This window comes from Corynebacterium striatum ATCC 6940 (genome assembly GCF_000159135.1).
Taxonomy (GTDB): Bacteria; Actinomycetota; Actinomycetes; order Mycobacteriales; family Mycobacteriaceae; genus Corynebacterium; species Corynebacterium striatum.
This window is the reverse complement of record NZ_GG667528.1, coordinates 149127-169978: the sequence shown is the minus strand read 5'-3', so window position 1 is coordinate 169978 and position 20852 is coordinate 149127. Positions and strand designations below refer to the sequence as shown.

Here is a 20852-nt window from a genome sequence, read left to right as displayed (position 1 = left end):
CCCAGCCTCCAGCTACTGGCTTGGGGTGGCTTTAACGAGGGCGTCGCTAAGCCGCACCAGAGCGGAGTTAGCGGCATCCTGCGGTGCGAACAGCGCTAAGTCATTCGCACGGCCGAGTGCGAATCGAGTGCCGCCAGTGGTGCCCTCAGCCAAGGTGGTGTCCTCAAACCAGGGGACGTTATTGACCTGCTGCAGCTGCGCGCCAGCAGCATAGTTCTCGGGGGGTGCTATGCCACACCGCACCACAATGTCCTCGCGGCCTTTAGCGCTCCAGACGTAGGTGTTCTTTTCTTTGATATCGGTGCGGCGGGTGTACTCATCGGCTGCCTCCGCTGGAAGTGCTTTTTCTAGGGCTTTGCACATGTCAGCGGGTCCGGATTTGAGCTGGGAAAGCGGTGCCTGACGAGGCTCGTGCTTGGCTTTAGGAAGCTTTGTGAGTGCTTCTCCAAGACCTTCTGGACGTTCGTCATTAAACGTGGTTACTGCAACAACCGGAGTGCGTTCAGTGTTGTACCACGTGGTGAGGTTCGATCCTGGGGTCATGTCTTTTACCTGCAGCCATTGATCGCCATCAACATCCTCGGTTTGGGAGTAGGTGGTGTATTGATAGGGCAGACTTGCTCCGCAGCGCAGGCTCACCGATTCAGAAGATAGTTTGGCCCATGCGACGGCCCCTGGTGGGACTGGCTCGGCGATTTCAGCCCGGGGCTGGCCCATCAATTCTTCAGGGGCAGCTGCAACAACTGCCTGGCACTCGGGGGAGTCTGCGTCTTCTGATTGAATAGGGGAAAGCGCAATTGGCGCTTTGGCTGTGTTCTCAAAGTAGAACTTGGCACCAAAAATAACCGCGAACACCATCGCTATGGAGAGGCCAAGTGAGATGAGAACGGCGGTGCTGTTAAATTGGTTGCTCATAAGCGTTTATCCTAACGCGTCGTAGAAGTACAAACTCAAACCCCATGAGAAAGGCAATCGTGCATTTGTCTCACACTCTCGGGCAAGCAGGGGAACACTATGTCATCGGTGAGATCATCGCAGCGGCGCCGAGTGCCCTCAATGGCGACGACGCGGCAGTGATGTATCCCGCCACACCGAATTCCCGGACCGTGGCATCGACCGACATGATGGTCGAAGGGCGGCATTTCCGGCGCGATTGGTCAACTCCCAACGAGATTGGTCAAAAAGCCATTCTGCGCAACTTTGCGGATGTTGAAGCAATGGGTGCGCGCCCCACGGTGGCCCTACTAGCTATCGCAGCGCCTGCGGATACTCCAGTTAACTTCGTGCGAGGGATAGCCGAGGGAATCGGTCTGCGCTGTGCTTTTTATAACGCTGAGCTGGTGGGCGGCGACCTAACGCGTTCCAAGGAACTAGTCATTACAGTGACTGCAATCGGTTCCTTGGGGGGCAGTCAAGAGCCCTTGGTCTTGTCAGGAGCGCGGCCGGGTCAAAAGGTGGTCAGCCACGGCAAGATTGGCTATTCGGCTGCGGGGCTTGCGTTGCTCCAGGAGTTTGGCAGAGATTTACCGCCCGAACACGAAGAGCTGTGGCCGCTTATCGACGCCCACTGCAATCCTTGGCTAAAGCCGGGCCGCGGCGTGATTGCGCGGGCAACCGGTGCAACCGCCATGACTGATAACTCGGATGGCTTGGTGCCCGATATCGGCACGATGGCGAAGCAGTCGAATGTCCACATTGACCTGAACTCCCACGCTATTGCGCCGGACTCTTTGTTGGTGACGGCCGGAGCAGTTCTCGGTATAGACCCGTGGGAATGGGTCCTGACCGGTGGGGAAGACCACACTCTTGTGGCCACGACGCAGAAGGACGCTCCTTCGGGCTTCCGCGTTATCGGAACGGTCAACCGTGGTACCGGGCTCACCATCGACGGGAATAAGCCTCGTTATGCCTCAGGATGGCAAAGTCTCTAGCACGGTCACGCGTGAAGAGACGTTCACGCGTGAAGAGAGGGGATAGGACATTAAAGCATTACACAGTCAGCTCTTCGATACCTCGGTTATCGATGAGTCATGGTTGCCCGTCTTAGAACCCGCGCTTGAGCGCTACCTGCCAGGCATTGAAGAAGCATTGGCTGGCCAGGAGTTCTTGCCTGCGCCTCCTTACGTGTTTGCTGCTTTTAGCCTGCCGCTGCCGCAGGTGAAGGTTCTCATCGTGGGGCAGGACCCTTACCCCACGCCAGGGCATGCGATGGGGAGGGCATTCTCAACGGCTCCCGGTGTTCCCGCGCCTCGTTCGCTGCGTAACATTTTTGCCGAGTTGGAGGCCGATCTGGGCATCGCGCCTAAGGCCGATGGGGACCTGAGCGCGTGGCAGGAGCAAGGGGTTCTGATGCTCAACCGCGTTCTCACCGTTGCGCCAGGTGATGCTGGTTCGCACCGGAATTTGGGGTGGCAGCACATCACGGAGGCTGCGATTAAAGCCCTGAATAAACAGCCAATGGTGGCGATCTTATGGGGTAAGGATGCCCAGGCGTGCGGCGCATTTTTACCCGACGTTCCGCGAATCGAGTCGCCGCACCCGTCGCCGCTTTCTGCGCGTCGAGGATTCTTTGGCTCTAGGCCCTTTTCCCGCACCAATGCGTATTTAAGTGACCAAGGCGCGCGGAGTGTCGACTGGCACTTGTAAACTAATCGGCATGTCTTTCCCGAGTTCGTTAGATGCCCGCGGTCTCCACAATTGGGCGATCCGCACCGTCGGCGAGCTTTCCCATCGAAGAGCCGAGATCAATGCGCTCAACGTGTTTCCGGTCCCGGACTCCGATACCGGCTCAAACATGGCGCACACCATGGAGGCCGCCCTCGCAGAGGTGGAAAAGGGCGGCGACGTAGCCGAGGCTTTGGCTATCGGCTCGGTGCGTGGTGCACGCGGCAACTCCGGCATGGTGCTCTCGCAGGTGCTCCGTGGCGTTGCCGACTCAACCGTGGACTCCCGGGTGGACGGCCAAACGCTGGCAGAGGCGTTGAGCCTGGCAGTTCGACTCGTTGAGAGAGCGATTGCGCGCCCAGTCGAAGGAACGGTCATCTCGGTGCTTCGTGCAGCAGCAGCTGCAGCGGAGGAATCCGCCCAGCGCCCTGGTGTTCAGCTCCATGAAATCTTGGTTGATACCATCACCGCTGCGCGCGAAGCGCTAGAGAAAACACCCACCCAGCTGGCGGTCCTCCGCGAGGCTGGAGTGGTCGATGCAGGAGGAACTGGATTCGTCATCCTGCTCGAGACACTCTTGGCCGAGATCGAGGGCGGTGCCGTTCGCGATGCTGAGGCTATTGAAGAGGTAGAGGCTGAGCTCGAGGTGGTCTTCTTCTTCGAAGGTGATTTGGTTGCGCTCGAGCAGATCTTGGCGCCGCACGGCAACAGCTTGGTCGTAGCGCGCGCAACCGAAGACGCTGGCACCGTTCACATTCACACCCGCGAGGCGGGCCCTGTCATTGAGATGGCTTTCGCAGCTGGAGCAGTAAGCAGCCTGCGCCTCGAGGTTCTTCCTGAAGCACAAGCACAAGCGGAAGCTGAAGCGGAAACGCGCACCATCTTCGCCGTTGCGCCAGCTGGTCCTGTAGCCGCGCTATTCGAGACCGTTGGTGCCCGGATTGTGCGCCCTGATGAGATCGTGGAGACCTCGGCGGCGCAGGACATCTATCTGCCCAACGGCTACGGTGGTGACGCCGGCGATGCCCGCGTTGTGCCCACCGCCTCCCTGGTGGCCGGACTCGCTGCGATTTCGGTCTACGAGCCAGATAACCCGGATACCGACTCCATGGTGTCAGTCATGCGCGACGCCGCGCGTTCCATGCGGGTAGATAGCCCAGATGAAGAGTCAGTGGAGGCAATCATCGCCAAGAGCCGGGAGATGCTCGCCGGGGGCGGGGAACAAGTGACTATCCTGTCTGGTGTTGAGCTCAGCGACGCTGAGTTGAGCGATGAGCTCGACGTAGAAGTCGTTGCGATTCACGTAGGCGGAATCACTACTGAAATTGGGGTGGAGTAGGCATGTTGGGCTGGCAAGATGATCGGCTATTAAAGGATGTCTTGCCTGCGAAGGATGCCGCCAAAATCAAAAAGGCCTTTGGGTACACCACCTGCGGGCAGCTGCTTAGCCATTATCCGCGCGACTACATCCGCCACAACAAGGAAGTAGGCCTAGGCGGCGCCAATGAGGGCGACTACGTCACCGTCACCGGCCAAGTATTGCGCCTCCAGCAGCGCAACACGGGCAAGGCTTTCCTGCTGACATTGTCGATGGATAACGGCATCACCGCCACCTTTTTCAACGCCCATTACCTGACGCGAGTTTTGCGCCAGGGCATGCGCTTGATGCTCAGTGGCAAGCTCAAGTTCTTCCGCGGTCAGCCACAGCTTCAGCATCCTGACTTTGTCATCATCGATGCCGGCGGGCAGAGCGATGCGCTTTACGACGTCGACGATTCAGCAAGTGGCCCCAAGCTCAAGGCCACGGGCTCTCTGCGCAACCTCTCGCAGTTTGGCCAACTCGAGCAGCTGCTCGAGCAGGAGTGGATCCCTGTGTATCCGGCCAGCGGTAAGGTCACCTCGTGGTACATCATGGGCGCCATTCACATGGTCTTGGCAAATACGCCGCCGATTCCTGAACCATTGGACTATCGCATGATGGTGAGCCTGGATCAGGCTGTGCGCGAGATTCATCAGCCCACGGCCGCTGGCCCTGAACGCGCTATCCAGCGGCTGAAGTACAACGAGGCGCTGTCCATCGGTATTGTTATGGCACTGCGGCAGCGCGATAGCCAGGCGCGCACTGCGGTGGCCATGCCCGCCATTCTGGAGGGATATCGTGACGAGTTGCTGGCTAACCTGCCTTTCGAGCTCACAGCAGGCCAACGCCAGGTCATCGGCGAGATCGACGCGGATCTCTCCGGCACGCTGCCAATGATGCGCCTGCTACAAGGCGAGGTCGGCTCGGGCAAGACCATGGTTGCAACCTGCGCGATGCTCCAAGCCGTCGATGCCGGCAAACAGGCAGCACTTCTTGCCCCGACGGAGGTCCTCGCGGCGCAACACGCGGCGTCGATTAGCGCCAGCGTCCCTGCTGGAGTAACCGTTACCTTGTTGACCGGTTCTATGCGTACAGCACAAAAGCGCCAAGCGTTATTGGACATTGTCTCGGGTGAGGCCGACATCGTTATCGGCACACACGCGATAATCCAGGACACCGTCGAGTTCTTTGACTTAGGCCTTGTGGTGGTCGACGAGCAACACCGCTTCGGAGTCGAGCAGCGCGACAGCCTGCGCAATAAAACCAGGGAGGGAATTAGCCCACACCTATTGGTGATGACGGCGACGCCGATTCCGCGCACGATTGCCATGACCGTGTTCGGCGATCTTGCGGTCTCTACGCTCAAGGAGCTGCCGGGTGGGCGCAAACCTATTCAATCGAATGTGGTTCCCGAATGGGCCCCCGCCTGGGTGCAGCGCGCCTTGGCTCGCATCCGCGAGGAGGTTGCGGCCGGCCATCAGGCCTATATCGTGTGCCCCCGTATCGAAGGCGAGGGTGGGGTTCTCGAGGTAGCAGAACAACTGGAAAGTGGGCCGCTGCAGAGGCTCACCGTGGACATACTGCACGGCAGGATGGCCGACAAGGAAGAAGTCATGAATCGCTTCAGCCGAGGCGAGACTGATGTGCTGGTTTCCACGACTGTGATTGAGGTGGGCGTGGACGTACCCAATGCCACGGTGATGCTCATCCGCGAGTCAGAGCACTTTGGTGTATCCCAGCTCCACCAGCTGCGCGGACGTGTGGGTCGGGGAGGCAACGCCTCCATTTGTTTATTTCACACCACGGCTGCGGAAAACACTCCGACCTTTAAACGCATCATGCAGATCGCGGACACCACCTCCGGCTTCGAGCTCGCTGAGTTGGACTTAAAGCAACGCCACGAGGGTGACATCTTGGGCACAGTGCAGTCGGGCACGCAACGTTCCCTTAAGCTATTGGACTTGGCTCAGGATAGGGACATCGTCGAGCGCACACATGACGATGCTTTCGCTTTAGTGCAGCGCAATCCGCAACTGGCGCATGAGCTCACTAAAAATCTGAGCCAAAGTGAGCAGGAATATTTGGAGAAGAATTAGTTTTCCCGGCGGATAGTGCAGCCGGTTGAATGATGCCCCGCTTTAGGCGCTAACCTAGAATCCATGATTATTTGCGCCCCCTTCGCCGGCACCGTGCGCTATCACGTACGCGTGGGCGAGCACGTCGCGGCAGGACAAGTGATAGCGACGGTGGAGGCGACCAAGCTCGAAGCGCCTGTTGTGGTGCCGGGGCCAGGTATCGTCGCCGAGTTGTCCCAGGAAGACTATGCCAGTGTTTATGGCGGGGATGTGCTCGCAAATATTGGGGAGGAACGATGACCAGAATCATTGCAGGCGAGGCGCGTGGGCGCAGCATAAAGGTGCCCGAGTCCGGTACTCGACCGACCTCCGACCGTGCACGCGAAGGACTGTTTTCTTCGCTCAACGTGCGGTGGGGTTTTGCCGATAGTCGCGTTCTAGATCTGTTTGCAGGCTCGGGTGCACTGGGCTTGGAAGCCGCGAGCCGTGGGGCAGAGGAGGTCGTGCTCGTTGAATCGAGTCCGGCGGCCGTAAAGGTCATCCAGCACAACATGGGCGTCGTCAAGCACCCGCGGGTGACTGTCCGCGCGATGAAAGCCTCGACGTACCTGGCATCCGCTCCGCGCAAATACTTTGACATGGTGCTCGCGGATCCTCCGTACGCTTTTGACGACGTCGATGGCTTGCTTGCGGCGATTGAGCCAGTGCTTGACGACGCCGCGATAGTGGTCATCGAGCGTCACGTTGATAGCCCCGAACCCGTTTGGCCGAAGGGCTTTGAGCCGACCGGACAGAAACTGAAAAAGCGTACGTTTGGCATCGCCCGCTTTGACATGGCTATTTATCATCGAGCACTCGAGACTGAGCCGAACGGCAATGCCAGCGAGGAAGAGGAATAGAAGTTGACCACTAAAGCGGTATGCCCGGGTTCATTCGACCCGATCACCTTGGGCCACGTAGACATCATCAACCGTGCGTCTGCGATGTTCGATGAGGTGACGGTTCTGGTGACCGCCAATCCGGACAAGCCTTCAGGCCTGTTTAGCGTTGAGGAACGCGTGGATTTCATCCGCGAGACCTTCGATTCCCACATCAAGGTCGACTGGTGGTCGGGGCTGCTGGTGGACTACACCACTGCGCATGGCATCGACACCTTGGTTAAGGGCCTGCGTTCCTCGCTCGACTACGAGTACGAGCTGCCGATGGCGCAGATGAACCGCCGGCTTTCTGGGATCGATACGATTTTTCTGCTAACCGACGAGAAGTACGGTTACATCAGCTCCTCGTTGTGCAAACAGGTGGCGAAGTTTGGCGGTGACGTGACGGGTATGTTCCCTGAACACGTAGGACGAGCCGTGGTGGAGAAGTACGCACAATGATGTGGATTCCATTAGCGATCCTGGCGACGGTAGCGCTTGGGTCGTGCCTCCAGCGCGTCTCAGGCATGGGTCTGGGGCTTGTTGGTGGACCGATCCTAACTCTGCTGTTGGGACCAGTCCAAGGAATCATGGTGATCAACGTTTTGGCGGTGGTCAATGCGCTGCTCACCACGTATTCGATGCGCGCGAACGTAGACTGGAAGAAGTTCCTGAGTATCGCACCGGTGATGGTTCTGGGCGCAATACCAGCGGCATTGCTGGTCGCAAACATTGACTCGGCGGTGCTGCTCGTCTTGGTCGGTACGGCTTTGCTCGTGGCACTGGGCGTAGTGACTTTTGGTAAGAAATTCGTGCCGGAGATGAACGGAATTGGTCCGGCCCTGTCTGCCGGCGTTATCGGTGGCTTTACCAACACACTAGCGGGCGTGGCTGGTCCAGTGATCACGGTTTATGCGCAGGCTGCTCGCTGGCCGCAAGCCGTCTACGCCGCGACGTTGCAGCCGTGCTTCTTCGTCGGCGGGCTATTCTCCGTGACGACGAAGTTGCTTGTTGGTGCCGGGGGATTCTCCGATGTCACGTGGCTCATTTGGCCAGCTGGCGTGCTGGGCATGTTCATCGGCATTACGGTGGGCAAGCGCATCGCTCGCCACGTCCCGCGCGAAAAGGCGCGCATGCTGTCTTTGAGCGTGGCGTCATTGGGCGCGTTCAGTGCGTTGGTGCGCGGCTTGCTGAGTCTTTGAAATCGACTCGTGGCCCCTTCGATCATGGCTTCGACCCAGAGGCCGAAAGGCCGCGCATTCGCGACGCCGAAGAGGCGACAGAGCCAGTGGGCTAGTTGACCCCTTGCTCATCGGCCTCTTTGACGGCCAGCGCGAAGGCGTTGAAGCGGTCCAGGGAACTAAAGAGGGCATCCTGAGCTGCGATGATGGCGAGATTCAGCGCGTGAAAGAGCTGATCATCATTCATGCCGGCGGTGGTGACAAAGCTGGCGTCGCCACGCAGCTCAATCATGCCTTCTTCGGTTTGACCGAGCAGCGCGCGGCCATCAAAAGCTGATGCGTTGTGTTCGTTCGTGATCACTTGCAGGACTTGGGCGACATCCTCGTAGGACAGCGTGGTGGGCAAGATGCACTCCAGCTTGACCAGATCCTCCGCAACCGAAATCACCCAGTCAAGATTGTTGAGCTTGCCGCTAAGTGAATCCGGAAAGTCAGGATTCTCAACCGGGTCCATGTTGAGTTCAGGGGTGCCCAATTGCTTGGCGGTGCGCTGAACGGTCACAGCGGGAAACGACAGCTCACCGAAGAGTTGAAATGGGTCAACGTTATTGTTCGACATTAGCGGCCTTGACCTTTCTTGCGCGCAGCAGGGGACTGGTGCACATTTTCTTTCTCCTGCCACTTCACAGACTGTGGAAACTCCTGAGCCACAGTTTCGAACGCGGAGCCGAAGCTATCCAAGGCGCTCAGCACGAAGCTGCCGAGCTGGTTGCGGGTGAGACCTTCGCCGACGCCCATGGCGCGGTTGGCGCAGATGGCAATCTCTTCCGTGGGTTCCTTATCTGTGGGGGCGGCATTGCCTTTGACCCGGAAGTCATAGCTTAGCGTCGGGGCGGCCATGTTCCAGTTGAAGTGGGAGACGAATGCTCCTACTTTCGCCTCAGCGCGGGCTGGAATTCTGCCTTCCCACACCGCAAAGGCACTAAGCACATCGTCCTCTAGATCAAAATGGATCGTGATGTGGGGAAGACCGGTTTGCAGTACAAGGGCGTCGCCAAGCGAGGGGCCTGTGCTGCTCTCAGTGTTCTTTTCAGTGTTCTTTTGAGTGTTCTTTTCAGCGTGCTTCTCGGCGGTGTCATCAAGGTCGCCGTCGCTGCCGGACTCGATGACCTTGTCTACCAAGACATAGTCTGCTTCAAGCAATTCAAAGAGCTCTGCGAGACGGTGGATATTGACCGGCTTAATTTGATGCAGGTCTGGGGATGCGGGAGATTGGTTGGAAGTGGACGTGATAGCCACGAAAGATGCCTTCTTTATCAATGGAGGATAAAAGGAGGGAGGCGCATTGGCCTCCCTCGGAAAACGGTGAGAACTTAGGCTTGGGGCGCTTAAGCTGCGTTGTAGAGGCTAGGAATCCTCGCCGGCCTTCGCCGCTGTCTCGGACCCCAACTTCGCCATCTCTTCTGCGGAAGCCACCATGGCGTCCTGGGCGCCAATAACGCCGTCAACAGCTACTTTCAACGAAGCAGCGAGTTGCTCATCGGACATTCCAGCGGCGCAAGCAATATCCCGCTCGGTCCGGACCACGAGGAGTCCTTCGTGCTCGGTGATGACTGCGCGTGCACCTAACGCGACGGAGTTGATTTGATTAGCAGCCAAGAAAAGACCGGCGTCGGCTTTTGCATAAGAAGCATCGGTAGGAACATCGCAGCGGACGATGGTCACTGAGTCTAGGACTGCAAAAAGGCATGGTAGGCCGTTTAGGTTAGCGGTAGCCGCGTCATCGCGGCCTTCGACTGCAGTTAGTTCAATGTCGAAGGTCTTCATGGCTTCAATAACGCGGTCTAGATCGACCTGCGGCTGAGCGGCGGCTTGATTAGTCATTCTGGTGCTCCTCCCAGGTTACGAGCTGCGGGTACTGTTCTTCCATCCACGCGAAGGACTGCAAGATGGCGTCCAAAGTGGACATCACGAAGGCACCGAGCTGGTTACGCGACGCGCCGTGCGTGATGTCTAGTTCTCGAACACCGGAAACAGCCAGGGTGTTTTCCGGGCCTTCGAAGAAACGGAAAGTGGGTGCAAAGTGAGTCTGATTCCACTGGTTGATCAGCATCAGGAGGTTTGGCCCCTCAGAAGCAGGAACAGTACCGCGCCACACAGAATCAGCAGTGAGCGTATTTCCGCGCAGTTGCAATGCGATGGCGGTATTCGAGAAACCAGTACGCAGCAGCTGGACCGTCTGGTCCTCAGATACTGGTTGCTCTTCGATGCGGTACTCCAGATTCTCTGAATCGAAGATTTCAGCCACCCGCTCAAGAGTCACTGCCTCAATTGGGGTGTCTGGCACGATGGTGGGTTGACCGTTGGGCTGATCAGTCACTGATTACAATCCTCACGTTGGTACTTAGTGAACAAATTGGACGACTCACCCAAGGGTACCGGAGTGATAGGTGATGTGTTTACTCACCCGCGCTGCGACTTAGACCCCCACAGCTCTTCGCCGCCCAGCTCGTGTGCAAGGGCCGCATCGACACTTTCATAGCGGAAGGAATGACGCACCTGCTGAAGCTTTGTGGGAAGTACCCTTTGGTTGGCCAAGGCCAACTCACGCGCGCCTTCTTTGCCCAAAAGCAGTGCCGGCCCGATCGTGGGGATCGGCACTACAGCAGGCCGTTTGAGTTCCTCGCCCAATGCGCTCACAAACTCCTTGTTAAGGATTGGGGTGGGGGAGACTGCGTTGATAGCGCCGTTAAGTTGGGGATCTACCGCGGCGCGGAAATAGATGTCGGTGAGATCATCGAGTGCAATCCAGCTATACCAAAATTCGCCTTTTCCGAAAGAGCCACCGAGTCCTGTGGAGAAAAGGGCGCGCAGAATTGGGAGCAGGCCGGTGTTGCCAGAGAGAGCGATGCCGGTGCGCACATTTACTACCCGCTTTCCCGCGTTCCGGGCAGGAGCACAAGCATCTTCCCAGGCCTCTACGACATCGGCGAGGAATCCCTCGCCGCGCGGTGCGGCTTCGGTCAGCTCTTCATCGCCACGGTCAGATCCATAAAAACCAATAGCAGACGCGCACACCATGGTGCTCAATCCTGAGGTATGAGCTGCAACCTGCGCCAGGAGGCGCGTCGGTCCCACGCGGGAGTCCCGAATCTCTGCCTTGTGGGCGCTGTTGAATCGCCCAAAGATCGGCTCGCCAGCGAGATGAATGAGTACATCTACGCCTTCTAAGAGCTCAGGTGAAGGCAGATGTGGCCGCCACAAACGCTGGCCCGGCTTCGGGTTGGCGCGTACAAGTTGGATGACCTGGTGCCCAGCGGTGGTGAGCTGGGCAGTCAACGCACGGCCCACCCCGCCACGGGAACCGGTAATAGCGAAGACGAGCGGACGGACGGCTTGTTGCTCAGCGACTGCAGGGGGTAGCGCATGCGGTCCCAGCTCCTTGAGCTGCGTAAGGAATTCAAAATCCTTGATGAGCTGCTGCTGGCGGTAAGCGAACAGGGAGTTCATCGCGTGGGCTGGAATGCGGGTATCGACGTTATCCGTGATCCGCGTGTACGGGACCTCGGCGCCTTCCTGCTTTTCGTCTTTGAAAAGGTGATCATGGCGCCATGTAGCCAGGGAGCGCATTGGCGCGGTCAGGCAGACGTCGGTGAAACTTACTCCGGTTTGGAAGCGCGAAAGGTCATGCCGCGCGATCCATTTAAGTCCGCCTGGCAGGCCGAGAATCGATGTACCGTCTGCCAAGGACTCGGCTTGTTGGAGCGGCGTCATGAAAACGAATGGAGGAGTAAGACGCGCTAGGGCTCCTCGGCGGGCGTGCCATTGCCATACTTGCTCACGTGGGGCAGGTACCACGTGCTGTGCCGAAAAACTCACTAGGCCTGTGCCTTCCTTCTCATCTGTTTGGTTACCTTATTAACGCCTTAACAGCACCAAACGAACTAATTCTTGATAGCTATGCACGACGCTAGCAGCGCGGAGTGCTGCTGTGTGGTTTCACCGTGCGCAAGTGCACACAAGTTAGGCACCGAAGTGCTAAAGTAATTGCTGTCTTTTAAGCATAGACATCCAATACCATTCGAGGTGGAGTTTGTTGCGCAATCCCGCGGCAGATTTCCCTCGATTACATCTACCGGCATCCTTTAAAGACCGCACCGTGAGGCGGGGAAGGAGGTCACGATGAGTGGAACTGGCACCAACGCGGAGTCAAATGAGCTGTTGAGCTCTGATGACGTCGCGCGAACTGTCGCACGCATCGCGCACCAGATCATTGAAAAGACGGCGCTCGACTCTGAGGACGCACCTCGGGTCGTACTCCTTGGCATTCCCTCTGGTGGCGTGCCATTGGCTATGCGCCTAGCAACCAAAATTGAGGAATTTTCAGGGGTGGAAGTTCCATGGGGCTCGTTGGACATCACGCTCTACCGCGATGATCTCAACAGCAAACCGCACCGTGCCCTGCAGCCAACCAAGATCCCTAACGGAGGAATTAACGGCGCAACCGTTATTTTGGTTGATGACGTTTTGTTCTCCGGTCGTACGATTCGAGCGGCACTTGATGCTCTCTCGGACGTGGGACGCCCCGACATCATCCAGCTCGCTGTCCTCGTTGATCGCGGTCACCGCCAGGTTCCGATCCGCGCTGATTACGTGGGCAAGAACATCCCTACGGCACGCGACGAAGACGTCACCGTCTTCAACGCTGATATTGACGACCGCGACGCCGTCGTCCTGACCCGCACCACCGCGGAGGCTTAAATGAAGCACTTACTGTCCATTTCAGATCTGTCCAAGGACGAGATCGTTGGCCTTCTCGACGAAGCCGACCGGTTCCACGAGGCTCTCGACGGCCGTGAGGTTAAAAAGCTGCCGACGCTGCGCGGCCGTACCGTCTTTACCCTGTTCTATGAAAACTCCACTCGCACCCGTTCCTCGTTTGAGACCGCGGGTAAGTGGATGTCTGCTGATGTCATCAACCTGTCTGCCTCGACGTCGTCAGTGAAGAAGGGCGAGTCCCTCAAGGATACGGGCCTCACTCTTTCCTCCATTGGCGCGGATGCCATCATCATCCGCCACCCATCTTCGGGAGCTGCTCAGCAGCTTTCCGAATGGGTTGCACCAGGTGGCAAAGGCCCGTCCGTTATCAACGCGGGCGATGGCGCGCACCAGCACCCAACGCAGGCGCTTCTCGACGCCTTGACTATGCGTCAGCGTCTTGGTCTAAAGGACGGAAACTTCTCGGGTCTCAAGGTCAAGATCGTTGGTGACTGCCTGCACTCCCGCGTAGTCCGCTCCAATGTTGATTTGCTGACCACGCTTGGCGCGGAGGTCACCCTTGTGGCACCGCCGACCCTCTTGCCTTTCGGAGTAGATACCTGGCCGGTGAACGTCTCCTATGACTTTGACTCTGAGATTGCCGACGCCGACGTTGTGATGATGCTGCGCGTTCAGGCTGAGCGCATGAACGGTGGCTTCTTCCCGTCGCATCGCGAATACGCCAACCTCTACGGGCTGTCCAAGACCCGTGCTGCAGCGATGAAGAAGGACGCCATCGTCATGCACCCAGGTCCTATGCTCCGTGGCATGGAGATCAATTACGCGGTGGCTGACTATGACCAGACTGTGGTTCTGCAGCAGGTAAACAACGGTGTCCACGTGCGCATGGCAGTGCTGTTCACACTTCTGACTAATGGCGAGAACGCTGGAATCTAAAAGGGGAGAGCAACTTATGACTAACTATCCAGAAACCGGCCGTCTTTCCGCCCCCGCGGAAAAGAGTCTGTTGCTGACCAACGTTCGCCCTTATGGTGAAGGCGAGCCAGTGCAGCTCCTTATTGAGAACGGCGTAATTGCTGCCATCGGAGCAAACTTGGAATCCAACACCTCCTTCGATGAGAGCATCGACGGTCAGGGCAACGTCTTGCTGCCGGGCCTTGTGGACATGCACGTCCACCTGCGCGAGCCTGGCCGTGAGGACACCGAGACCATCGAGACCGGTTCCAAGGCAGCCGCCAAGGGTGGATTCACTGCGGTGTTCACCATGGCTAACACCACTCCGGTTACTGACCAGCCGATCATCGCTGAGTCCGTCTGGGCTAAGTCGCAGGCACTGGGCTTGTGCGACGTTCACCCGGTGGGTTCCATCACCAAGGGCCTCGAGGGCAAGACTCTTACTGAGTTCGGCATGATGGCGCGCTCTGACGCGAAGGTCCGCATGTTCTCCGACGACGGTAAGTGCGTCCAGGATCCGCAGCTGATGCGCCGCGCGCTGGAATACGCCAAGGGGTTGGATGTCTTGTTGGCGCAGCACGCGGAGGATCACCGTATGACCCAGGGTGCTTCGGCGCACGAGGGCGAGACCGCCGCGAAGCTGGGTCTGCGTGGCTGGCCGCGCGCGGCTGAGGAGTCCATCGTGGCCCGCGACGCCCTGCTCGCCCGTGACTACGGCAACCGTATGCACATCTGTCACGCCTCGACCGAAGGCACGGTGGAGCTTTTGAAGTGGGCTAAGAGCCAGGACATCCCGCTGACCGCAGAGGTCACCCCGCACCATCTGCTGCTCACCGACGAGAAGCTCGTGACCTATGACGGTGTGTTCCGAGTGAACCCGCCGCTGCGCGAGGAGCGTGACACCCTTGCTTTGCGCCAAGCCCTGCTCGATGGGCTTATCGACGTCGTTGCAACCGACCATGCGCCGCATGGCTCGGAGGACAAGTGTGTGGAGTTCGAGAACGCGAAGCCTGGCATGTTGGGCCTAGAGTCTTCACTGGCGGTCATTGCGAAAATCTTCGTTGCCACTGGGCTCGCTGATTGGCGTTTCGTCGCCCGCGTGATGTCTGAGCGCCCAGCTGAGATCACCAAGCTACCAGGTCATGGTCGTCCGATTGAGGTTGGCGAGCCTGCGAACCTGACCATCGTTGACCCGGAGCACCCGTGGGTATCTGATTCCACGCAGCTTGCCTCGAAGTCTGAAAACAATCCTTATGAAGGTGAGGAGTTTGGCGCCCGCGTCACCCACACCATTCTGCGCGGCACCGTAACTTATGAACTCGGCGCAGACGAAGCTGAAGGCAAGTAATCTTGCAACCTAGGAAATCTTTTGAGCCAGAGAAAGGCCACATTGTGACTGACAACAAACCGGCAAGGATCCCGGCAATTCTCGTGCTGGCTGACGGTCGTACCTTCCGTGGATACGGGTTCGGCGCCACCGGCACCACACTCGGCGAGGCAGTGTTTACCACCGCCATGACCGGTTACCAGGAGACCTTGACGGACCCGTCCTACCACCGCCAGATTGTGGTTGCAGCCGCACCACAGATCGGTAACACTGGCTGGAATGACGAGGACAACGAGTCCCACGGCAACAAGATCTGGGTCGCGGGCTTGGTTATCCGCGACCTTGCACAGCGCGTGTCTAACTGGCGTGCCGAGCGCTCACTTTCCGAAGAGATGGAAAACCAGGGCATCATCGGCATCCGCGGCATCGACACCCGCACCCTGGTTCGCCACCTGCGCAACTACGGTTCCATTGCCGCCGGCGTGTTCAGCGGCGAGGCCGCTGAGCGCCCTGTCGAGGAGTTGCTTGCTGAGGTCAAGGGACAGCCGTCGATGGAAGGTCTTGACCTTTCGGCAGAGGTCTCGACTAACGAGCCTTATACCGTTCCGGCAGAGGGGGAGAAGAAGTTCACCGTTGTTGCCTACGATATGGGCGTCAAGACAGCGACTCCGGCCAACTTTGCTAAGCGCGGAATTGAGACCATCGTCGTGCCGGCGAACACCCCTTACGAGGAGATCAAACAGTACAACCCGGACGGGGTCTTTGTTTCCAACGGCCCTGGTGACCCAGCAACCGCTGACAAGATGGTCGTCGTTGTGCGCGATGTTCTGGACGCCCGCGTGCCTTTCTTCGGAATCTGCTTCGGTAACCAGATTCTGGGTCGTGCCCTGGGCCTAGACACCTTCAAGATGAAGTTCGGCCACCGTGGCATCAACGTTCCGGTCCGGAATCACCTGACCGGCAAGATTGATATCACCTCCCAGAACCACGGCTTTGCTATCGCTAGCCCATCCGGCAAAGAGAATCCGGCTGGCGAGGAATTCGACACCGACTTCGGTCGCGGCATCGTGACCCACACCTGTCTTAACGACAACACCATTGAAGGCGTGGCGCTCAAGGACGGAATGGCTTATTCCGTGCAGTACCACCCTGAGTCGGCAGCCGGCCCTCACGATGCCAACCCACTGTTCAATCAGTTCATTGAGCTGATGACCGAGCACACCCCGAACAAGTAAGAACCAGGAAGAGGATTAGAAACTTATGCCAAAGCGCAACGATGTAAACCACGTCCTGGTTATCGGCTCCGGCCCGATCGTCATTGGTCAGGCTTGTGAGTTCGACTACTCGGGCACCCAGGCCTGCCGCATCCTGAAAGAAGAAGGACTGCGCGTCACCCTGGTCAACTCCAACCCGGCCACCATCATGACCGACCCGGAATTTGCCGACCACACCTATGTCGAGCCAATCGACCCTGTCTTCATTGAGAAGATCATCGTCAAGGAGCTCGAAGAGGGCCACAAGATTGATGCCGTCCTGGCTACCCTGGGCGGCCAAACCGCGCTGAACGCTGCCGTGCAGCTCGACCGCGCTGGCATTCTTGATAAGTACGGTATCGAGCTCATTGGTGCAGACATTGACGCTATCGAGCGCGGCGAGGACCGTCAGAAGTTCAAGGACATCGTGGCCTCCATCGGTGGCGAGTCTGCGCGCTCCCGCGTGTGCCACAACATGGACGAGGTCCACGAGACCGTTGCAGAGCTTGGCCTGCCGGTAGTCGTGCGTCCTTCCTTCACCATGGGTGGTTTGGGTTCTGGCCTGGCTTATAACCAGGAAGATCTCGACCGCATCGCAGGCGGCGGCCTGGCTGCTTCGCCCGAGGCCAACGTTCTCATTGAGGAATCCATCCTTGGTTGGAAGGAATTTGAGCTCGAGCTGATGCGCGACGGCGACGATAACGTCGTGGTCATCGCTTCTATCGAAAACGTCGATGCATTGGGCGTGCACACTGGTGACTCTGTAACCGTGGCACCAGCCCTGACCCTGACCGACCGCGAGTATCAGAAGATGCGTGACCTCGGCATTGCGATTATTCGCGAGGTCGGCGTTGACACCGGCGGCTGCAACATCCAGTTCGCCGTCAACCCGGTTGATGGCCGCATCATCGTCATCGAGATGAACCCGCGTGTGTCTCGTTCCTCCGCTCTTGCCTCCAAGGCAACGGGCTTCCCCATCGCCAAGTTGGCTGCAAAGTTGGCCATTGGATACACGCTGGATGAGGTTCAGAACGACATCACGGGTGTTACCCCGGCCGCCTTTGAACCGACCTTGGACTACGTCATCGTCAAGGCTCCTCGCTTTGCTTTCGAGAAGTTCCCAGGTGCAGATGACACCCTGACCACCACCATGAAGTCGGTGGGTGAGGCCATGGGCATCGGCCGCAACTACATCTCTGGTCTCAACAAGGTGATGCGTTCGCTCGAGAGCAAGCCTAACGGGTTCTGGACCAAGCCTGACGAATTCTTTGCAGGCGATCGTGCTCAGGATCTGGACGCAGTCCTCAAGGACCTCGAGCGCCCGACTGAGGGCCGCATGTACGACGTCGAACTAGCTTTCCGCTTGGGCGCTACCGTTGAGCAACTCCACGAGCACTCCAAGATTGACCCATGGTTCCTTGCTGAGCTCAAGGCACTCGTTGATTTCCGTGCAGAACTCGTTAATGCGCCGGTTCTCGATGCTGAGCTTCTGCGTGAGGCAAAGGTCTTCGGGCTTTCCGACGCCCAGATTGCCGCGCTTCGTCCTGAGTTCGCGGGCGAGGATGGCGTTCGTTCCCTGCGTTGGTCCCTGGGCATTCGCCCGGTGTACAAGACCGTCGACACCTGTGCAGGTGAGTTCGAGGCACAGACTCCGTACCACTACAGCTCTTACGAGCTCGACCCAGACGCTGAGTCCGAGGTCCGGCTGGCGCCGGACGACAGCAAAGGAAAAGTCATCATCCTGGGCTCCGGCCCGAACCGAATTGGCCAGGGCATCGAATTTGACTACTCCTGTGTTCACGCAGCGCTCGAGCTGTCCGCACAGGGCTACGAGACCGTCATGGTTAACTGCAACCCTGAGACCGTGTCCACGGACTACGACACTGCTGACCGCCTTTACTTTGAACCGTTAACCTTCGAAGACGTGATGGAGGTATTCCATGCGGAATCCGAGTCCGGCCCGGTAGCTGGCGTCATTGTCCAGCTTGGTGGACAAACTCCACTGGGCCTTGCTGAGCGCCTGACCCAGGCCGGTGTTCCAGTCGTTGGTACTTCCGCAGCAGCGATCGACCTGGCCGAGGACCGCGGCGAGTTCGGCAAGGTACTTGCCGAAGCAAAGCTGCCAGCACCAGACTTTGGTACCGCCACCTCCTTTGAGGAGGCACGTTCTGTTGCCCTCAGTATTGGATACCCCGTCTTGGTCCGCCCGTCCTACGTCTTGGGCGGCCGCGGTATGGAGATCGTGTACGACGAGACCTCCTTGCGCGATTACATTGAGCGCGCCACCGAAATCACCGCCGACCACCCAGTGTTAGTTGACCGCTTCTTGGATAATGCAATCGAAATTGACGTCGATGCGCTCTGCGACGGCGAGGATGTCTACCTGGGCGGCGTTATGGAGCACATCGAGGAAGCCGGTATTCACTCCGGTGACTCCTCCTGCGCACTGCCTCCTATGACCCTGGGCCCTGAGGACATTGAAAAGGTCCGTCAGTCCACTCGCGCCCTTGCGCACGGCATCGGCGTGAAGGGCTTGATGAACGTTCAGTACGCACTAAAGGATGACATCCTCTACGTCATCGAGGCTAACCCGCGCGCATCGCGTACCGTGCCTTTCGTTTCTAAGGCAACAGGCGTCCCGCTAGCTAAGGCTGCCGCACGTGTGATGTTGGGCGATTCTATCGCCAGCCTGCAGGCTGAGGGAATGATTCCAACTGACTACGATGGCGGCTCGCTGCCAATTGAGCACCCGATCGCCGTTAAGGAAGCTGTTCTGCCGTTTAATCGCTTCCGCCGCGAAGACGGCAAGTTGCTTGACACCCTTCTTTCGCCGGAGATGAAGTCCACCGGTGAGGTCATGGGCCTTGCCAGCAACTTCGGTGCTGCTTATGCCAAGGGCGAGATGGCAGCCTTCGGCCCGCTGCCAACTGAGGGCAACGTGTTTGTTTCGGTGGCTAACCGCGACAAGCGCACCCTCATCTTCCCGATCCAGCGTCTGGCCTACATGGGATACAACATCATCGCTACCTCGGGAACTGCGCAGATGCTGCGCCGCAACGGCATTGACTGTGAAGTAGCAGTCAAAGTATCCGAGGCTGCAGAGGGCCAGGAATCCATCGTGGACCAAATCCTTGGTGGCAAGATTGACCTCATCCTCAATACCCCAGCTGGTTCTGGTACCGCACGCCACGATGGCTACGACATCCGCGCGGCTGCGGTATCTGTAGGCGTGCCACTTATCACCACTGTGCAGGGCGTAACCGCAGCGGTTCAGGGTATTGAGGCGCTTCGTGTTGGCGACCTCGAGGTCCGTGCACTCCAGGAGCTCGAGCATGGTCCAACCAAGTAAGACCTTTGGTGAGCGGCTGGTCGCTGCAGGGGTTGAGCGCGGACGTCTGTGCGTAGGCATTGACCCACACGCGCACCTTCTGCAGGCCTGGGGCCTGAACAACGATGTCGACGGTCTGCGGACGTTTGCTCGCACCTGTGTGGAAGCATTTGCTGACACTGTTGCGGTGGTTAAGCCGCAGGTGGCCTTCTTTGAGCGTTTCGGCTCCGCCGGCTTTGCAGTACTGGAGGAAACACTCCAGGGCCTACGCGAGGCCGGATGTCTCACGCTTGCTGATGCAAAGCGCGGTGATATCGGTTCCACCATGGCTGGCTACGCTGATGCCTGGTTAGGAGAGACCTCACCGTTGCTTTCGGATGCGGTCACGGTATCGCCGTATTTGGGGGTTGGCTCTCTTAAACCAGTCTTCGACTTGGCGGAAGAGACTGGACGCGGTGTGTTCGTTCTCGCTGCGACCTCCAACCCTGAAGCGGTGAGTTCCCAGTCCATCAAGGACGCTGACGGTGTGACAGTGGCACAGGGAGTGGTCAATCAATGTGCTGCGATTAATGCGTCTTACGCGGCAGAAGGCCGTGCTGGCAATGTCGGAGTAGTTGTTGGTGCAACATTAAAGCATCCACCGGTCCTTGACCAGCTTGCGGGTCCAGTTCTGCTTCCTGGCGTTGGAGCACAAGGGGCCACGGCACAGGACGTGAAAGCAATCACCATCGCAGCGCCGGAACTTGGTTTTGCAAATGTTTCCCGCTCTGTGCTCGAGCGCGGTCCTCAGGTGCGTGACCTGCAGGAAGCCGTAAAGGAAGCACTGGCAGAGACTGCTTTTTAGGGAAGTGGTGTGGCCGATTAACAGGCCCGCCATTTACCTGGTAGTTTGTAAAACGCACCGCGATGACGTGCGGGAATTCCATCCAAACTGGACCCAAGTAATGTCATCGCGTAAACACCAGTGCTAGGATTGCCAGAAGTCGGTTCGCGCCAGGTGACAAAACCGAGCTC

Annotated in this window: 20 protein-coding genes; 14 read left to right on the top strand and 6 right to left on the bottom strand. The window is 58.4% G+C overall.

Going from position 1 to position 20852, the window contains the following annotated elements; translation table 11 throughout:
- Positions 1–12: 12 nt before the first annotated feature.
- Entirely contained in the window at positions 13–915 is a 903-nt protein-coding gene (locus HMPREF0308_RS11200) for a DUF3515 domain-containing protein (protein ID WP_005531689.1), read from the bottom strand.
- A gap of 44 nt (positions 916–959) precedes the next feature.
- Between HMPREF0308_RS11200 and HMPREF0308_RS11195 the strand changes: the two genes are divergently transcribed.
- The 8 genes from HMPREF0308_RS11195 to HMPREF0308_RS11160 all read left to right on the top strand — a co-directional run bounded on the left by HMPREF0308_RS11195 (position 960) and on the right by HMPREF0308_RS11160 (position 8218).
- A complete protein-coding gene (locus HMPREF0308_RS11195) occupies positions 960–1931 on the top strand; it encodes a thiamine-phosphate kinase (protein ID WP_005531687.1) in 972 nt (323 codons plus the stop codon).
- A gap of 103 nt (positions 1932–2034) precedes the next feature.
- Entirely contained in the window at positions 2035–2646 is a 612-nt protein-coding gene (locus HMPREF0308_RS11190; protein ID WP_005531685.1) for a uracil-DNA glycosylase, read from the top strand.
- Positions 2647–2656: 10 nt separating this feature from the next.
- A complete protein-coding gene (locus HMPREF0308_RS11185) occupies positions 2657–4003 on the top strand; it encodes a DAK2 domain-containing protein (RefSeq protein ID WP_034657524.1) in 1347 nt (448 codons plus the stop codon).
- 2 nt (positions 4004–4005) lie between these two features.
- Positions 4006–6120, top strand: a complete 2115-nt coding sequence (locus tag HMPREF0308_RS11180) for an ATP-dependent DNA helicase RecG (RefSeq protein WP_005531682.1) — start codon at positions 4006–4008, stop codon at positions 6118–6120.
- Positions 6121–6183: 63 nt separating this feature from the next.
- Complete coding sequence (locus HMPREF0308_RS11175) at positions 6184–6399, top strand: acyl-CoA carboxylase biotin carboxyl carrier protein subunit (RefSeq protein ID WP_005531680.1); 216 nt, start codon at positions 6184–6186, stop codon at positions 6397–6399.
- Positions 6396–6998: a 16S rRNA (guanine(966)-N(2))-methyltransferase RsmD gene (gene rsmD, locus HMPREF0308_RS11170; RefSeq protein ID WP_005531678.1), complete on the top strand. Its 603-nt coding sequence runs from the start codon at positions 6396–6398 to the stop codon at positions 6996–6998. The genes HMPREF0308_RS11175 and rsmD overlap by 4 nt, the downstream gene beginning before the upstream one ends.
- A gap of 3 nt (positions 6999–7001) precedes the next feature.
- Positions 7002–7478: a pantetheine-phosphate adenylyltransferase gene (coaD, locus tag HMPREF0308_RS11165; protein ID WP_005531676.1), complete on the top strand. Its 477-nt coding sequence runs from the start codon at positions 7002–7004 to the stop codon at positions 7476–7478.
- A complete protein-coding gene (locus HMPREF0308_RS11160; protein ID WP_034657546.1) occupies positions 7478–8218 on the top strand; it encodes a sulfite exporter TauE/SafE family protein in 741 nt (246 codons plus the stop codon). The genes coaD and HMPREF0308_RS11160 overlap by 1 nt, the downstream gene beginning before the upstream one ends.
- Before the next feature lie 91 nt (positions 8219–8309).
- Here HMPREF0308_RS11160 and HMPREF0308_RS11155 read toward each other — a convergent pair whose 3' ends face one another.
- From HMPREF0308_RS11155 to HMPREF0308_RS11135, 5 genes are all read right to left on the bottom strand, one after another.
- On the bottom strand, positions 8310–8816 hold the full coding sequence (locus HMPREF0308_RS11155; protein WP_005531672.1) for a hypothetical protein: 507 nt from the start codon (positions 8814–8816) through the stop codon (positions 8310–8312).
- On the bottom strand, positions 8816–9496 hold the full coding sequence (locus HMPREF0308_RS11150; protein ID WP_050765444.1) for a hypothetical protein: 681 nt from the start codon (positions 9494–9496) through the stop codon (positions 8816–8818). Before HMPREF0308_RS11150 ends, HMPREF0308_RS11155 begins: the two co-directional genes overlap by 1 nt.
- A 108-nt stretch (positions 9497–9604) precedes the next feature.
- Entirely contained in the window at positions 9605–10081 is a 477-nt protein-coding gene (locus tag HMPREF0308_RS11145; RefSeq protein ID WP_005531668.1) for a YbjN domain-containing protein, read from the bottom strand.
- On the bottom strand, positions 10074–10577 hold the full coding sequence (locus tag HMPREF0308_RS11140) for a YbjN domain-containing protein (RefSeq protein ID WP_005531666.1): 504 nt from the start codon (positions 10575–10577) through the stop codon (positions 10074–10076). Before HMPREF0308_RS11140 ends, HMPREF0308_RS11145 begins: the two co-directional genes overlap by 8 nt.
- A gap of 83 nt (positions 10578–10660) precedes the next feature.
- Positions 10661–12076 carry a TIGR01777 family oxidoreductase gene (locus tag HMPREF0308_RS11135; protein ID WP_034657523.1) on the bottom strand — a complete coding sequence of 472 codons (1416 nt, stop codon included), beginning with the start codon at positions 12074–12076 and terminating at the stop codon, positions 10661–10663.
- A 303-nt stretch (positions 12077–12379) separates the two neighbouring features.
- Here HMPREF0308_RS11135 and pyrR point away from each other — a divergent pair, with 303 nt between their 5' ends.
- From pyrR to pyrF, 6 genes are read left to right on the top strand one after another with little or no spacing between them, the layout of a single operon-like run.
- Positions 12380–12958, top strand: a complete 579-nt coding sequence (pyrR, locus tag HMPREF0308_RS11130; protein WP_005531662.1) for a bifunctional pyr operon transcriptional regulator/uracil phosphoribosyltransferase PyrR — start codon at positions 12380–12382, stop codon at positions 12956–12958.
- Positions 12959–13912, top strand: a complete 954-nt coding sequence (locus tag HMPREF0308_RS11125) for an aspartate carbamoyltransferase catalytic subunit (protein WP_005531660.1) — start codon at positions 12959–12961, stop codon at positions 13910–13912.
- A 16-nt stretch (positions 13913–13928) separates the two neighbouring features.
- Positions 13929–15278, top strand: coding sequence for a dihydroorotase (locus HMPREF0308_RS11120; RefSeq protein ID WP_034657521.1), 1350 nt, complete (start codon positions 13929–13931; stop codon positions 15276–15278).
- 44 nt (positions 15279–15322) lie between these two features.
- Positions 15323–16492, top strand: coding sequence for a glutamine-hydrolyzing carbamoyl-phosphate synthase small subunit (carA, locus tag HMPREF0308_RS11115; RefSeq protein WP_049062358.1), 1170 nt, complete (start codon positions 15323–15325; stop codon positions 16490–16492).
- A 25-nt stretch (positions 16493–16517) separates the two neighbouring features.
- Positions 16518–19859 (top strand): carbamoyl-phosphate synthase large subunit, encoded by a 3342-nt coding sequence (carB, locus tag HMPREF0308_RS11110; protein ID WP_005531655.1) that lies wholly within the window; start codon positions 16518–16520, stop codon positions 19857–19859.
- Complete coding sequence (gene pyrF / locus HMPREF0308_RS11105; protein WP_005531653.1) at positions 19843–20682, top strand: orotidine-5'-phosphate decarboxylase; 840 nt, start codon at positions 19843–19845, stop codon at positions 20680–20682. The genes carB and pyrF overlap by 17 nt, the downstream gene beginning before the upstream one ends.
- Positions 20683–20852: the final 170 nt, after the last annotated feature.